Source organism: Rhodococcus sp. NPDC003318, assembly GCF_042879035.1.
Classification (GTDB): Bacteria; Actinomycetota; Actinomycetes; order Mycobacteriales; family Mycobacteriaceae; genus Rhodococcus_G.
In genome coordinates this window covers 204357-218460 of record NZ_JBIAOU010000003.1, presented here as the reverse complement: position 1 = coordinate 218460, position 14104 = coordinate 204357, and the positions used below count along the sequence as shown (strand labels likewise).

The 14104-nt window shown below is 69.4% G+C and carries 13 protein-coding genes and 2 pseudogenes; 6 read left to right on the top strand and 9 right to left on the bottom strand.

The genetic code is table 11. From position 1 onward, the window contains the following. Positions 1–16 precede the first annotated feature (16 nt). Positions 17–1738, top strand: coding sequence for a CocE/NonD family hydrolase (locus ACFYVR_RS08405; RefSeq protein WP_387471609.1), 1722 nt, complete (start codon positions 17–19; stop codon positions 1736–1738). 86 nt (positions 1739–1824) lie between these two features. Here ACFYVR_RS08405 and ACFYVR_RS08400 read toward each other — a convergent pair whose 3' ends face one another. The 3 genes from ACFYVR_RS08400 to ACFYVR_RS08390 all read right to left on the bottom strand — a co-directional run bounded on the left by ACFYVR_RS08400 (position 1825) and on the right by ACFYVR_RS08390 (position 4801). Further along, positions 1825–3234: a 4Fe-4S binding protein gene (locus ACFYVR_RS08400; protein ID WP_387471607.1), complete on the bottom strand. Its 1410-nt coding sequence runs from the start codon at positions 3232–3234 to the stop codon at positions 1825–1827. 12 nt (positions 3235–3246) lie between these two features. Continuing rightward, positions 3247–4134, bottom strand: coding sequence for a diiron oxygenase (locus ACFYVR_RS08395; protein WP_387471605.1), 888 nt, complete (start codon positions 4132–4134; stop codon positions 3247–3249). A gap of 310 nt (positions 4135–4444) precedes the next feature. Next, on the bottom strand, positions 4445–4801 hold the full coding sequence (locus ACFYVR_RS08390; RefSeq protein ID WP_387471603.1) for an HNH endonuclease: 357 nt from the start codon (positions 4799–4801) through the stop codon (positions 4445–4447). A 93-nt stretch (positions 4802–4894) separates the two neighbouring features. Between ACFYVR_RS08390 and ACFYVR_RS08385 the strand changes: the two genes are divergently transcribed. The 3 genes from ACFYVR_RS08385 to ACFYVR_RS08375 all read left to right on the top strand — a co-directional run bounded on the left by ACFYVR_RS08385 (position 4895) and on the right by ACFYVR_RS08375 (position 7478). After that, a complete protein-coding gene (locus ACFYVR_RS08385) occupies positions 4895–5248 on the top strand; it encodes a VOC family protein (RefSeq protein WP_387471600.1) in 354 nt (117 codons plus the stop codon). 8 nt (positions 5249–5256) lie between these two features. Further along, positions 5257–6258: an oxidoreductase gene (locus ACFYVR_RS08380; protein WP_387471598.1), complete on the top strand. Its 1002-nt coding sequence runs from the start codon at positions 5257–5259 to the stop codon at positions 6256–6258. A 305-nt stretch (positions 6259–6563) separates the two neighbouring features. Then, complete coding sequence (locus tag ACFYVR_RS08375) at positions 6564–7478, top strand: amidohydrolase family protein (RefSeq protein ID WP_387471596.1); 915 nt, start codon at positions 6564–6566, stop codon at positions 7476–7478. Positions 7479–7539: 61 nt separating this feature from the next. Here ACFYVR_RS08375 and ACFYVR_RS08370 read toward each other — a convergent pair whose 3' ends face one another. The 3 genes from ACFYVR_RS08370 to ald form a co-directional block, all read right to left on the bottom strand. Continuing rightward, positions 7540–8154, bottom strand: coding sequence for a ribonuclease H (locus ACFYVR_RS08370; protein WP_387471594.1), 615 nt, complete (start codon positions 8152–8154; stop codon positions 7540–7542). 70 nt (positions 8155–8224) lie between these two features. Next, a complete protein-coding gene (locus tag ACFYVR_RS08365; protein ID WP_387471592.1) occupies positions 8225–9025 on the bottom strand; it encodes a crotonase/enoyl-CoA hydratase family protein in 801 nt (266 codons plus the stop codon). A 109-nt stretch (positions 9026–9134) separates the two neighbouring features. Further along, positions 9135–10223 (bottom strand): alanine dehydrogenase, encoded by a 1089-nt coding sequence (gene ald, locus ACFYVR_RS08360; RefSeq protein ID WP_387471590.1) that lies wholly within the window; start codon positions 10221–10223, stop codon positions 9135–9137. Positions 10224–10337: 114 nt separating this feature from the next. Between ald and ACFYVR_RS08355 the strand changes: the two genes are divergently transcribed. Beyond that, entirely contained in the window at positions 10338–10853 is a 516-nt protein-coding gene (locus ACFYVR_RS08355; RefSeq protein ID WP_387471588.1) for an Lrp/AsnC family transcriptional regulator, read from the top strand. A 21-nt stretch (positions 10854–10874) separates the two neighbouring features. Here the strand turns inward: ACFYVR_RS08355 and ACFYVR_RS08350 are convergent, their stop codons facing one another. The 3 genes and pseudogenes from ACFYVR_RS08350 to ACFYVR_RS08340 all read right to left on the bottom strand — a co-directional run. Next, a complete protein-coding gene (locus ACFYVR_RS08350) occupies positions 10875–11177 on the bottom strand; it encodes a cholesterol oxidase substrate-binding domain-containing protein (protein WP_387472020.1) in 303 nt (100 codons plus the stop codon). A gap of 67 nt (positions 11178–11244) precedes the next feature. Next, positions 11245–11403 (bottom strand): annotated as a pseudogene (locus ACFYVR_RS08345) (cholesterol oxidase substrate-binding domain-containing protein); the annotation flags it as partial. 48 nt (positions 11404–11451) lie between these two features. Then, positions 11452–11746 (bottom strand): annotated as a pseudogene (locus ACFYVR_RS08340) (cholesterol oxidase substrate-binding domain-containing protein); the annotation flags it as partial. Positions 11747–11874: 128 nt separating this feature from the next. On the opposite strand from ACFYVR_RS08340, the gene ACFYVR_RS08335 reads away from it, so the two are divergent. Continuing rightward, positions 11875–14103 carry an MMPL family transporter gene (locus ACFYVR_RS08335; protein WP_387471586.1) on the top strand — a complete coding sequence of 743 codons (2229 nt, stop codon included), beginning with the start codon at positions 11875–11877 and terminating at the stop codon, positions 14101–14103. Position 14104 lies beyond the last annotated feature (1 nt).

The window sequence follows — 14104 nt, the reverse complement described above, 5'->3', positions numbered from 1 at the left end:
AAGGAGTCGCAGACTCATGGCCGAGTTCGACACATTCGACGCGGGCGGGCAGACCATCCACATCCGTAAGGACCTCCGCATCCCGATGCGGGACGGCGTCGAGCTGGCGGCGGACACCTACCAGGGTGTCGGTGACAAGCCCCGCCCGGCGCTGGTCGCGCTGAGCCCGTACGGCAAGGAGCTGCAGGCGCTCGCCCTCACCACGCCCCCGCAGCGCCGCCCCAGCCCGATGTGGGACGGCTGCATCGAGGCCGGCGACATCGCCCGCGTCGTCGCGGAAGGCTACGTCCACGTCATCGGCGACCTGCGCGGTTCCGGCGCCTCCGACGGCGAGCACATCGGCAACTACAACGCCGGCGGCGTCTCCCTCGGCCAGGACGCGTACGACTTCATCGAATGGGTTGCGGCGCAACCGTGGTGCGACGGCAACGTCGGCATGATCGGCATCTCGTACTTCGGCTCGATGCAGGTGCTCGCCGCAGCCGAGCGTCCGCCGCACCTGAAGGCGATCTTCGTCTCCGGCGGCCACTACGACTTCTACGAGACCACCTACCACGGCGGCGTCATGTGGTTCATGCCGCGGGCCGCGCGCGAAGGACGCGGAGGCGACTCCGGCTGGGCGTTCACCGACAACGTCAAGTCCCGCATGCTCGAGAGGTACTCACCGGAGGAGATCCGCGAGCGCGTCGCCGAGCGCCTCGCGGACCCGGACGTGGCCGCCTGGCCGAACCTCGTCCACGTCCTGAACTACCCCAAGCACCACGAGGCGTGGTTCGACATCGTCATGAACGAGGTGGACGGCGACTGGTACGAGGAACGCAACCCCGTCACCCTGGCCCCGAACATCGACATCCCGGTCTACCTGCAGATCGACCAGGGTCGGGGTTGGACCCTCGACGGCACCCTCGAGCTGTACCACCAGCTGAAGGGCCCGAAGAAGCTGGACATCGGCCCGTACCCGCCGATGCAGTCGCGCCCCTTCATCGAGGAGCACGACAAGATGTTCCGCTGGTACGACTACTGGATCAAGGGCATCGACAACGGCGTGATGGACGAGCCCGCCGTGTCCGTCTTCGTCGAGGGCACCCGCGAGCACGTCACCGGCGACCAGTGGCCACCGAAGGACGTCGAGCACCGGTCGCTGTACCTGCGGCCCCTCGGCAAGCTGTCGACGGAGCCGGAGCCGATGGGCGCCGAATACGCTGCACCGGAAGGCTTTTACCAGGCGCCGCTCACGGTCACCGACAGGGTGGAGATGCTCACCTGGACCACCGCGCCGTTCGAGGAGCCGACCGAGCTCATGGGCACCGGCGCCGCCCACCTGTTCGCCGAAATCGACCAGCCGGACACCAATTTCATCCTCAGGTTCTGGGACGAGGCGCCCGGCGGCAGGCGGCAGCTGATCACGAGCGCGTACCTCAAGGCGTCGCACCGCGAACTCGACGAGCGCAGCACCGAGGGCAACCCGGTCCACCCGCACACCCGCGCGGTGCCCGTCGAGCCCGGCACGATCGAGGAGTACGTCCTGCGGGTCTATCCGTTCGCGGCGACGTTCCTGCCCGGTCACCGGCTGGTGGTCCAGCTCTCCAACGCCGAACCCCTTGTCGACGAGCACAACTCGCTGCTACCACCGGATGCGTTCCACCTGCCGGTCGGTCGGCCGGTCACGCACAAGATCTACCGGGACGCCGCGCACCCGTCCCGGCTCGTGCTGCCGTTCACCACGTGCACGGCGTAGCAACCCCTGCACACGGACGACGATGGTCACCCGCAGCCGCGGGTGACCATCGTCGTCCGTGCCGTCGTAGCCGGCGAGTCGTCAACTCAGGATCGGGACGAACGCGCGAGGCGCCGCGAACGCAGGTCCGTGGCGAGCAGTTCCACGGTTTCGGCCGCGCAGGAGCGGTTGTCGCCGACGCCGCCGGACGCGCCTCGTTTCGCCCAGCCGACGACGTACAGTCCCTCGAGCGGTTCACCGGTCTCGTCGCAGATCACCTGTCCCCCGCTGTTGGGCACGACCCCGCGGTCGTCGAGCGGGACACCGTCGATCCGTTTGGTGGTGAATCCGGTGGCGCAGATCGCGGAATTCGCGTGGAAGACCCGGCCGGCGGTCGTGGTGACCGCGAGGGCGCCGAGGTCGGTCCTCTCGAGCTCGGCCACCTCCTGCCCGAACGACAGCACGATCCGCAGGCGACCCGCCCGGTCGGCCGACCGGGCGTGCATGCCCTGGACATCGGTGGAGGGCAGATCCGCGAGCACCCGCAGCAGCGCGCCGTCCGCGTCGCCGCGGGGTGCGCGACCGGCACGGTCGATCAGCACCTCGGTGTCCTCGAGGTCGAGAAGCTCGTGGAGCGCGGACGGTGTGAACGACGCGTCCTCCGCCGCCGAACGCGACAGGACCACCAGTTCCTCGACCGGTCCGCCCACGGTTCGGCGGCGGTTCTTCGCGATCCACCGGACGACGTCGAAGGCGACGTTTCCCGCGCCGATCACGACGCACGCGGGCCCCGCGGGCACGGAGGGGCGGGCATCAGGGGGCCCGGAGTTCTCGGCGACCAGGATGTCGATGGCCTGGTGGATGTCGCGACCGACGGTGGTGCCGACCCGACGCGGCTGCGACGCTCCGCAGGCGAGGATCACGGCGTCGAACCTCGTCCGGAGTTCGTCGATCGAGATGTCGACGCCGACCTCCGTGTCGTGAACGATCGTGACGCGGTCGTCGCGGAACGGGACGTCGAAGAGGCGGATCATCTCGCGCACACCGACGTGGTCGAGGGACACGCCCCGGTGCAGCAGGCCGCCGATCGTGTCGTACTGCTCGTAGACCGTGACGCTGATCGACGTCGATCGCCGCAACAGTTCACGAACGGTGTACATGGCAGCCGGTCCCGACCCCACCACGGCGACCCCGAGTCGGTCGCTCGGGCTCGCCAGGGGCAGCTCGAAGACGGCGCGCGGTCGGGAGCGCGGCGCGGTACGGGCCTGCTCGAAGAACTCCCGGTTGCGGGCGGCGTACGAGTGCTCGGTCGGGGTCAGCGCGTACTCGGGTTTGATGGCCGAGGCAGGGCACGCCTCGACGCACGCGGTGCAGTCGATGCACGAGTTGGGGTCGATGTAGAGCGTCTCGGCGGAGGCGAAACCCTCCTCGCCGGGGGCGGGATGAATGCAGTTCTGCGGGCACACCCGCACGCACGAGGCATCCTTACAGCAATGTCCCAGGATGACGTGGGCCACGACGGCTCCTACTCAGAGAAGGTTCGATTTCCGGTAGATCCATCGAGCGCCGAAATTCAGCAATCCTTCTTTGCTCAGGAATTCGATGAACGGTTCCGCTGCCTTGCGGAACATCATCCGATGGTGTTCGTTCCCGTCGATGTTCGACTTCACGGCCTCCCAATCGAGGCCGAGGTCCTCGTACACCCGGCGGTTGATCAGGCTCCGCGCGATGAGGTGCGTGCCCAACGCGATGATCAGGGTGCTCGCCGACCGCCTGAACCGGGACAGTCCGGTCAATCGGTCACGGATCTTGCGACGCGCATACGCCATGTGCCGGGACTCCTCGACGACATGAATGTAGGCGGCGCGGCGGATGGGCGCGGCGACGTCGTCGCTGGTCATCCAGTCACGCTGCATGACGTCGAAGATCTCTTCACCGGCGAGGACGATGCCGTACGCCACCTCGTCCCAGATGACGTGGCGGAACACCCAGCCGAAGAAGTCCAGCATGCGGTCGCGCGGATAGAACTTCGACCCGATGCTGTCGATGGCGTTGGCGAACATCAGCGAATGCAGGTTCTCGTCCGCACATTCGTTGAAGAGGAACTTGATGTCCGACCTGGCCGGATTCGCACTGTGGCCGGCGCGCAGCAGCGCCACCTGCAAGCCCACCTCGAGCCAGATGCCGACACCCAGGAACTGGGCCACTTCGCTTCTGGTGAGTCGGATGCGCTCCGACTCGGACATGCTCTCCCACAACGGGGTGCCGTACAGGGGTGACCACTGCGGTGTCATGCCGTGACGTTCGTCGTCGCCGGGCTCGGACTGGTAGACGAGGGGACTTCTCGAATCGAAGGACAACCGCTTGGCAGATTCCAAAAGGGTCTCGAATATCGCGTCGCTTTCGGAAGCTGTCATCCTTCCTTACTCCTCAGTTCGGTTGTGATCGAATTCCATTCGATCACGGTGTCGATATGGGTGATTGGGTTCCGGCCCGGACTCGTCCGAGTATGGGAGACATGTTCGCGTGCCGTCACGGCGGCTGCCTCGAACACTGGCGTGGGCGCTTCGTTGTCGACATCCCGAGCGTGCCCGAATCATAGCCGCCTCTCGGCCGACGTGACGTTCAGGCCGGTCCGCGGCCGCCGCGCCGCGCAAAGCGACCACTTGGTCGAGTCTCGAACGTCAATCCCGGTGGCCCCAAATATTTCTGATATGCCCGGATACGTCAACGGCAGCGCCGCAGTTGGCCGGACAGGTAACGCTTCGCGCGACGATGCCCCCCGACGGTGTCGAGTTCGGTGTCCAACGCGTGCAGGAGCGCGACGAGCAGGTCCGCCTGGGGTGCCCAGCCGTCGCGGTCACGGCACCGCGTGAGCCAGTCGACGGGACTGCTGTGCCCGCGGTCCGCGTTGCACCGCGGGCACGCGGCGGCCTCGTTCGCAGCGATGCTGGGGCCGCCCTTGATCCGCGGTACCAGATGGTCGGTGGTCGGCCGGATCAGCGGCCCGAAGGAGCGACCGCACCACAGGCATCGGCCACCCTGCCGGTCGACGGCCAGTGCGAGTCGGGCGGTGCGGTCCATTCGTCGATCGTGCCCCTCCCGCGAGTGCTCGTCGTGCGGGTGCTCGTCGTGTTGAATGGGGCACCGTAGGCACTTTCACCGACGGAGGCATCCTTGAGCGACCACGAAGTGAAGATGATCGTCCTGTCGACCGACAACCTCGACGAGTCGATCCAGTTCTATACCGAGACCCTGGGCATGTCCCTCAAGTTCCGCGACGGTGCGCACTTCGCCGCCGTCGACGGCGGCCCGGTCACCATCGCGCTCGCGACAGCGGTCGACCACCCGATCCACGGCCAGGTCGTCGTCGGCATCAAGACCGCCGACGTCGACGCCGCGGCGAAAGCCGTGGAGGAAGCCGGTGGCGGGATCGTGACGGGCCCGTACGACGACGCGCACGAACGCCGCGCCGTGGTGTACGACAACAAGGGCAACGGGTTGGTCTTCTACAGCCCCCTCGCGCGCTGACCGGCGCGATGACTCCCCACTTCTCCGCCCTCGTCGCGCGCGAAGCCGACGGGGCGGTCACCCTGAACCCCGAGACCCTCGACGACTCGGCGCTGCCGCCCGGTGAGGTGACCGTGAAGGTCCACTGGTCGAGCGTCAACTACAAGGACGCGCTGGCCGTGACCCCGCGCGGCGGCGTGGTGCGCGAGTATCCGATCGTGCCGGGCATCGACGTCGCCGGTGAGGTCGTGGCGTCGGAGTCCCCCGACTTCGCCGTCGGAGACGCGATCGTCGCGCACGGCTACGACATCGGCACCGCCCGGCACGGCGGCTACGCCGAGTACGCGCGGATCCCCGCCGAGTGGGCGGTGAAGCTGTCCGGGCTCACGCCCCGCGAGGCGGCCACGGTCGGGACCGCGGGCTTCACCGCCGCGATGAGCGTGCTGGCACTCCTCGACCGCGGCCTCACCCCCGCCGACGGGCCCGTCCTGGTTACCGGCGCGTCGGGCGGCGTCGGCAGCGTCAGCGTCGACTTGCTCGCCGCGGCGGGCTTCGAGGTGGTGGCCTCGACCGGCAAGGCGGAGGCACACGAGCTGCTCACCGCACTCGGGGCGGCCCGGATCATCGGGCGGCTGCCCGCCGACCCCGACGCCAAGCCGCGGCCGCTCGGGAAGGCGCAGTGGGCGGCCGCCGTGGATTGCGTCGGCGGCGCGACGCTGGCGGACGTGCTGAGCACGATCGAGTACGGCGGCGCGGTCGCGGCCAGCGGGCTCACCGGCGGAGCCGCCCTGCACACGACGGTGATGCCGTTCATCCTGCGGGGCGTCGACCTGCTGGGCATCGACTCGGTGCAACTGCCGATCGAGCGCCGCCGCGCCCTGTGGCAGCGGATCGCCACCGACCTGCGTCCCCGACATCTCGACGCGCTGACCGACGAGGTCGCGGTGCGGGACGTCGCGGCGGTCCTGGACCGCATCCGCGGTGGCGGACAGTCCGGACGTGCCGTCGTGCGCGTGGCCGGGGGCTTCTGACCCTCACGGTCCGAACACGCGAACGGCCGGCACGCCCCCGATCGAATCGGGTGCGTGCCGGCCGTTCGTTCGACGATCGTCAGCTTCCGAACGGAAGGGTCCCCGGCGGGATCTGGTAGCCGCTGCTGCCTGCGGCAACGGTTCCCCATGCGTTGAGAACCCAGTTGATCGCGTTGGTGAGCATGCACAATCCTCTCGTCGAGACGGTGGTCCGAAACAACAGGACCGTTTGTCACGGTATTCACCTCGGTGCCCCGCTGTCGACCATCGGAGGAACACTCCCAGCGACATGACAGGGTGGAGACATGTGTGACATCCCCGAGGCGGCGAACCCGGACGACGATCGGCATGCGGACGTCGAGGCGGTCACCCGGTTCCGCGAGGACCACGGCCTGACCCACATCGTCGACGTCCACACCCACTTCATGCCGAAACGTGTGATGGACAAGGTGTGGGCCTACTTCGACTCGGCCGGACCGTTGACGGGCACGGTGTGGCCGATCCAGTACCGGCACGACGAGGACGTCCGGTTGGACCGGCTGCGGTCGTACGGGGTGCACGCCTTCACCTCGATGATCTATCCACATAAACCGGACATGGCGGCGTGGCTGAACCAGTGGGCCGTCGAGTTCGCGGCCCGCAACCCCGACTGCCTGCACACCAGCACGTTCTATCCCGAGACGAGCGCACCCGGCTACGTCGCCGAAGCCCTCGCGGCTGGGACCCGAGTGTTCAAGTCGCACATCCAGGTTGGCGACTACGATCCGGGCGATCCGCTGCTCGACGCGGTGTGGGGCCAGATCCAGGACGCGGGTGTCCCGGTGGTCATCCACTGCGGGTCCGGCCCGGCGCCGGGGCGCTTCACCGGCCCCGACCGGATCGAGTCGCTGATGGCCCGGTTCCCGCGGCTCCCGCTGATCATCGCGCACATGGGAATGCCCGAGTACTCGGCGTTCCTGGACCTCGCCGACCGCTACGAGTCCGTCCTGCTCGACACGACGATGGCGTTCACCGACTTCATCGGCGAGATGGCCCCGGCCGACCCGGCGGACTCGCAGCGGCTGCGCAACCTCGGCGACCGCATCCTGTTCGGCAGCGACTTCCCGAACATCCCGTACCCGTACGTGCACGCCCTCGACGCCGTCGCCCGGCTCGGCCTCGGCGACGAGTGGGTGCGCGGTGTGTGCCACGGCAACGCCACCCGCGTGTTCGGTCTCTGAGGCTGCGGCGTCAGAAGGGCTGCGGCGTCAGAAGGGCTGCGGCGTCAGAAGGGCTGCGGCGTCAGAAGAGGGTGAGTTCCTTCGCGTCGGCCGGGAGCTCGAACAGTCCGGGCTCGGGTTCCGCGACGGCCGCGGGCGCCGCCGCCCGTCGCCGCACCTGCCTGGTCTTCTTCGCCGGCGAACCGCTCGTGGCCGCGACGGGGCGCGATTCAGGTGAGGGAGCCGACTGGTGGCCGGCCGTCGCCGTCGCGGCGACGGCACGGGCGGCCTCCCCTGCCAGCCGATCGGCTTCCTCGTTGTAGTGGTTCCCGACGTGACCGCGGACCCAGCGGAACCGCACCGGTCCGGGCCGCTCCGTCAGCGCGTCGTCGATGGCGCGGATCAGGTCGACGTTCTTGACCGGATCACCGGACGAGGTGCGCCACCCCTTCCGCTTCCACCCGGCGACCCACTCCGACGCGCACTTGATGGCGTACTGGGAGTCGGATTCGATCAGCATCGGCTCGTCGCCCGGATGCGCCCGGATCGCCTCGAGCAACGCCCGCAGTTCGGCGATCTGGTTGGTTCCCGACCGCTCACCGCCCGAACCGCTCGGGCCGTGATGATTCACCCACGCCCACCCGATCGCACCACCGGGATTCCGCAGGCAGGAGCCGTCCGTGCTGACGATGATCACGGTTGGACACTCTACGATGACGGGCCGACAAATGACGCCTACGTGGCGGATCTCCCACTCTGCGCGGCGGTCACTCGCCGCGGAAGACAGGCTCCCGCTTCTCGAGCATCGCCGCGACCGCCTCGTGGTGGTCGCGCGAGTGGTGGGCGAGCGACTGCATCGCCGCCGACAGTTCGAGCAGCGACTCGAGGCTCTGGTGCTGTCCCTCGCGGATCAGCTTCTTCGTCATCCGCAGCGCCTGCGGCGGGTTGGCCGCGACCCGGGCCGCGAGCGCCTGCGCGGTGGGCAGCAACTCGTCCGGATCGACGACCCGCGACACCAGTCCCCACTCGAGGGCGGTGGCGGCGTCGATCGCGTCGCCGGTGAACGCCATCTCCGCGGCGCGGGCCAGCCCGACCGCGCGCGGCAGCAGCCAGGCGCCACCGTCGCCGGGGATGATGCCGAGCTTGACGAAGCTCTCCGCGAACCTCGCCGCGGTGGACGCGACCCGCATGTCACACATCAGCGCCAGGTCGCAGCCCGCGCCGATCGCGGGACCACCGACCGCGGCGATGACCGGAACCTCGCAGTGGTACAGCGCCTTCGGGATGCGCTGGATACCGTGCCGGTAGCCGTCACGCAGCTGCGCCGGGGAGCCGCCGAACATGCCGACCCGGTCCCGCATGTGCTTGACGTTGCCGCCGGAGGAGAAGGCCGGGCCGTTGGCCGCGAGCACCACCACCCGCACCGTGACGTCGGCGTTGACCGCCGCGATGGCGTTCTCGAACGCCTGCACCATGTCTGGCTCGGAGATCACGTTGCGGGTACCGGGCCGGTTGAGGGTCCAGGTGACGATGTCGCCGTCCCGCCGAATTTCGATCGCGTCGCTCATCCGCCCACCATAGGCACCTCCGGTGCCTGTGCGTGCGTTCGGTGGTCCCGGCTGCCGAACTCGCACACGGGCCTGTCTCCCGATTCCCCTCAGGGGCGGAGACAGGCCCTCACGCCGCCTGGTGGGCCTCGGCGACCGCCGAGGAGAGCAGGGCGCCGTCGTGGGTGGTGAGACCGGCGGCCAGGCCCGCGTCGGCGGCGGTCGCGCGGCGCCAGCCCTGGTCGGCCAGCGCGAGGACGTACGGAAGCGTCGCGTTGGTCAGCGCGAACGTCGAGGTACGCGGCACCGCGCCGGGCATGTTCGCGACGCAGTAGAACACCGAGTCGTGCACCCGGAACGTGGGATCGGCGTGCGTCGTCGGGCGGGTGTCGGCGAAGCATCCGCCCTGGTCGACGGCGATGTCGACGAGCACCGAGCCGGGACGCATCCGCGCCACCAGTTCCGTCGACACCAGCTTCGGCGCTCGGGCTCCGGGGATCAGGACCGCACCGATCACCAGGTCGGCGCCGAGCACCGCCCGCTCGAGCTCGTAGGCGGTGGACGCGATGGTGTGCACGCGACCCCGGTACCGCGCGTCGATCTCGCGCAGCCGGGCCGGGTTGACGTCGAGAACGGTGACGTCCGCGTGCATCCCCACGGCGATCGCGATCGCGTTCTGTCCGGCGACGCCGCCGCCGAGGACGACCACGTCCGCCGGGGGTGTGCCCGGCACCCCACCCATGAGCACGCCGCGACCCCCTGAGCTGGCCATCAGGTGGTAGGCGCCGACCTGGGGCGCGAGCCGTCCGGCGACCTCGCTCATCGGCGCGAGCAGGGGCAGCGATCCGTCGGCGCCCCGCACCGTCTCGTAGGCGACCGCGGTGGTCCCGGCGGCGAGCAGCGCGTCCGTGCAGTCCCGCGACGCGGCGAGGTGCAGGTAGGTGAACAGCACCTGGTCCGCACGGAGTCTCGGATACTCCTCGGGGACCGGCTCTTTCACCTTCAGCAGCAGATCGGCCTCGTGCCAGACGGTGTCGGCGTCGGCCACGATTCGCGCGCCCGCGGCGCGGTAGTCGTCGTCGGTCATCGACGATCCGGCGCCGGCGCCGGTCTCGACGAGCACCTGATGCCCGTGGGTGACGAGCTCGTGGACGCCGCCGGGGGTCATGGCGACGCGGTACTCGTGGTTCTTGAGTTCGCGGGGGATTCCGATCCTCATCTGGGTTCCTCGGGGTTCGGCTGGGCGATGCGCACGATCGGTGCGCTGCCACCATTATGAATTTTCCGCAGCCATACGCCCAGGTTGCTGAAGAAGATTCTCTAGACTCTCCATATGGCAGCCGACAATTCGACTCGGCGGGTGGGAGCGGACCTTGCGCCGAACGATGTTCGGGCCGTCCGGCTCGACGAGATCGACCACGTGATCCTCGCCCAGCTGACCCGCGACGCGCGCACCCCCAACAACGCGCTGGCCGAACTCGCGGGCATCGCGCCCTCGACGTGCCTGGCCCGGGTGCGCTCCCTCGTGGACCGGGGCGTGATCCGCGGCTTCCACGCCGAGGTCGACCCCGCCGCGCTCGGCCGCGACCTCGAGGCGATGATCGCGGTGCGGCTGCACGCCGACGCCCGCCACCACATGGCCGAGTTCGCCGACCGGATGGCGGCCGCACCGGACGTGCTCGACGTGTACTTCGTCGCCGGCGCCGACGACTACCTGCTGCACGTCGCGATGCGCGACACCGCCACCCTCCGCGACTTCGTCGTCGACCAGCTCTCGGCGCGACCCGAGGTCGCGGCGACGGAGACGATCCTGATCTTCGAACACATCCGGCCGCGGGAGCGGCGGTAGGCGAAACCTCGGTAGCTCAACCTAGGGAAGCAGCCTGTCCAGCAAGGGGTTCGAGAAGACCCGGTGCGGATCATGGGCGTTGTATGCGGCCGCCGCCGTGTCCCAGTCGTCCCCGGCCGGCATGCCGGCGCGATAGGTCTCGGGGACGATGGTCTCGATCGTCTCCGCATCGAGGAATCCGGATTCGTCGGTGAACGCCCATCCCTTCGCCCATTCCGGCCGGAAGGTGGCGTAGGCGCCGCTGTAGTTGGCCCGCATGAACCGCTCCATCTCCCGGAAGTACGCGGCCTGTCCGGGCGTGCCCGGGACGCCGACGACGTTCATCCAGACGGGCCGTGGGCCACTCCGGGTGGTCGGGACGGGGCCGCAGCGCCGAGATCGTCGGCGGCCCCGACGTTTCCACCGTGACCTCCGACTGGTCGTCGAGTCCGCACAGCCGGACCTCGAAGGGACCGTTGATCGGGTAGCGGCCCTGCGCGGCCAGCTCCTGTTGCCGCGTGTGGTGCCAGGTCGCGAACTCGTGTACGACGCAGGCGGTGTCGGGGTCCACACCTTCAGCCACGGAGTGTCGGTGAACGGAAACCAGAGGCCTCGACGCGCCCCGAGCGGGCCACGTAGCTCTCGAAGGTGCGTCCAGGCGACGCGGCCGGAGCGAACAGTTCCCGCCAGTCGATGTCGGTGAACGATTCGCACCGGAGCCGGTAGTCGGCGCCGACCTGGAGCGTCACCTTGGTGACGAAGGTGGCCGAGGTGGGTCGGCAGTGGCCGGATCTCCGGGTACGCGCGGGTGAACTCGCGCAGCACGTACTCGCCGCGACCGCCCTCCGAGACGACCGCGGTGAGCGCCGTGACCAGGTGAGGAATCCGCGCCGGGACAGGGCCTGAGCAGTCATGCGGCACAACCTGGACCACTTACGGTACCAGTGGCATCGAAAATCGATTTCCACTCGGCCGTGAACCCGCGCGCGTGGTGTACTGGACCGCACTGGTGTTGCCCGAACCGTGGATTCGAGGAGACCCCATGCCCGACGTGGACCTCGACACCGAGCCGGCCCCCGCCGCGCCGCCACAACCGCCTCGCCGCGGCTGGCCGGTCGGCGTGGTGCTGCTGCTGGCGGTGTTCGCCTTCCTCGCCGGCGGTCTCGGCGGCTCCTACCAGAGCAAGCTGACCGAGGTCCAGAAGAACGACAACGCCGCTTTCCTGCCGGAATCCGCCGAGTCCACGGAGGCCGCGAACGAGGCCGCACGGTTCGTCACCGTCGAAACCATCCCCGGTTTCGTCGTCTTCCACCGGGACGGCCCACTGACCGACGCCGACCGTGCCGCGATCGCCGAAGCGGCGAAGGCCGTCGCCGCCGTCGACGGTGTCGACGCCACCGCGATGACGCCGACGCAGTACTCGGCCGACGGGACGACCGCCGCCCAGTACGTCCCCCTCGTCGCGAAGTCCGACGGCGCCAGCGTCACCGGCGACGAACTGGCGGCCACCGAGCAGCAGGTGATGGACGCCGCGAAGGCGGCCGCGACCGCCGAACTCGAGGTGCTGCCCGCCGGCCCCGGAGGGCTGCTGGTCGCGTTCATCGACGCGTTCCAGGGCCTCGACAGCACCCTGCTCGGCGCCGCGGTCCTCGTGGTGATCGTCATCCTGCTCGTCGTGTACCGGTCGCCCGTCCTGTGGTTCTTCCCGCTGCTGTCGGCGGGTTTGGCCCTCGGGCTGTCGTCGATGCTGGTCTACTTCCTCGCCAAGGCGGAGATCCTGACGCTCACCGGTCAGAGTCAGGGCATCCTGATGGTCCTCGTGCTCGGCGCGGGCACCGACTACGCACTGCTGCTGATCTCCCGCTACCGCGAGGAGTTGCACCACTTCCCCAGCCGGTTCGACGCGATGATCCGGGCCTGGCGCGAATCCGCCCCCGCCATCACCGCATCCGCGATCACGGTCGTCCTCGGTCTGCTCTGCCTCGGCTTCTCCGAGCTGAACTCGAACAAGGGCCTCGGCCCGGTCGCCGCGATCGGCATCGCGTGCACCTACCTGGTGATGATGACGTTCCTTCCGGTGTTCCTCGCGGTCGCCGGACGCTGGGTGTTCTGGCCGCGCGTCCCGCACGTCGACCACGCCGCCGACCTCGCGACGCACGGCTGGTGGGGACGGATCGCCGCGCTGGTGGGCCGCCGCGACCGGCCGGCCTGGATCGGCGCCAGCGCGCTGCTCGTCGTGCTGTTCGCCGTCGGCATCGGGAGTCTGAACACGGACGGCCTGACGTCCAGCGAGAACTTCACCACCACCCCCGACGCGGTCGCCGGGCAGGCGCTCTACGAAACCCACTTCGACCCCGGCACCGGCGCACCCGCCGTCATCGTCACCAATGCGGACCAGGTGGACGCGGTGACGGCCGCGGCGGCCGCCACCCCCGGTGTCGCCACCGCACCCGGCTCGGTGTGCCTGCAGATCGACTACGCCAAGGTCGCCGACCTCGCCCGGCTCGGTGCCACGCCCGGGGCGGCAGCGCAGTCCGGGTGTCCCCCACCGCTGCTCACGGTCCAGCCGATCGACGGCCGCACCGTCGTCAACGCGACTCTCGCCGATGCGTACGACTCCCCCGAAGCGCTCGCGACGATCGGTCGGCTGCGCGACGCAGTACACGCCGTCCCGGACGCCGACGCCCTCGTCGGCGGCAGCACCGCCGCCACCGTCGACGTGCAGGCCGCCTCGGTGCGCGACCGCAACGTCATCATCCCGATCGTGCTGGCCGTCATCTTCGTCGTGCTCGCGATCCTGCTGCGCGCGCTGCTGGCACCGGTGATCCTGATCGCCACCGTCGTGCTCTCGTTCGCGGCGACTCTCGGCGTGTGCGGGTTCTTCTTCACCCACGTCTTCCACTTCGCCGGTGCCGACCCGTCGTTCCCCCTGTTCGCGTTCGTGTTCCTCGTCGCGCTCGGCATCGACTACAACATCTTCCTGATGACGCGGGTCCGGGAGGAGGCGCAGCGGCACGGCACCCGGTCGGGTGTCCTGCGCGGGCTGGCCGTCACCGGCGGCGTCATCACCTCCGCGGGCATCGTCCTGGCCGCGACCTTCGCGGTCCTCGGCGTTCTGCCGCTGGTGTTCCTCGCCGAGGTGGGGTTCGCCGTCGCGTTCGGTGTCCTGCTCGACACCATCGTCGTGCGCAGCATCCTGGTGCCCGCGCTCGCCCACGACATCGGCCGCCGAATCTGGTGGCCGTCCGAATTGTCCCGCGGCGAGTCCTGAT

Coding starts and splice junctions, on each gene's coding strand:
- ACFYVR_RS08405 (WP_387471609.1), top strand. CDS start 17: ATGGCCGAGTTCGACACATTCGACGCGGGCGGGCAGACCATCCACATC.
- ACFYVR_RS08395 (WP_387471605.1), bottom strand. CDS start 4,134: ATGACAGCTTCCGAAAGCGACGCGATATTCGAGACCCTTTTGGAATCT.
- ACFYVR_RS08390 (WP_387471603.1), bottom strand. CDS start 4,801: ATGGACCGCACCGCCCGACTCGCACTGGCCGTCGACCGGCAGGGTGGC.
- ACFYVR_RS08380 (WP_387471598.1), top strand. CDS start 5,257: ATGACTCCCCACTTCTCCGCCCTCGTCGCGCGCGAAGCCGACGGGGCG.
- ACFYVR_RS08375 (WP_387471596.1), top strand. CDS start 6,564: ATGTGTGACATCCCCGAGGCGGCGAACCCGGACGACGATCGGCATGCG.
- ACFYVR_RS08365 (WP_387471592.1), bottom strand. CDS start 9,025: ATGAGCGACGCGATCGAAATTCGGCGGGACGGCGACATCGTCACCTGG.
- ald (WP_387471590.1), bottom strand. CDS start 10,223: ATGAGGATCGGAATCCCCCGCGAACTCAAGAACCACGAGTACCGCGTC.
- ACFYVR_RS08355 (WP_387471588.1), top strand. CDS start 10,338: ATGGCAGCCGACAATTCGACTCGGCGGGTGGGAGCGGACCTTGCGCCG.
- ACFYVR_RS08350 (WP_387472020.1), bottom strand. CDS start 11,177: ATGAACGTCGTCGGCGTCCCGGGCACGCCCGGACAGGCCGCGTACTTC.
- ACFYVR_RS08335 (WP_387471586.1), top strand. CDS start 11,875: ATGCCCGACGTGGACCTCGACACCGAGCCGGCCCCCGCCGCGCCGCCA.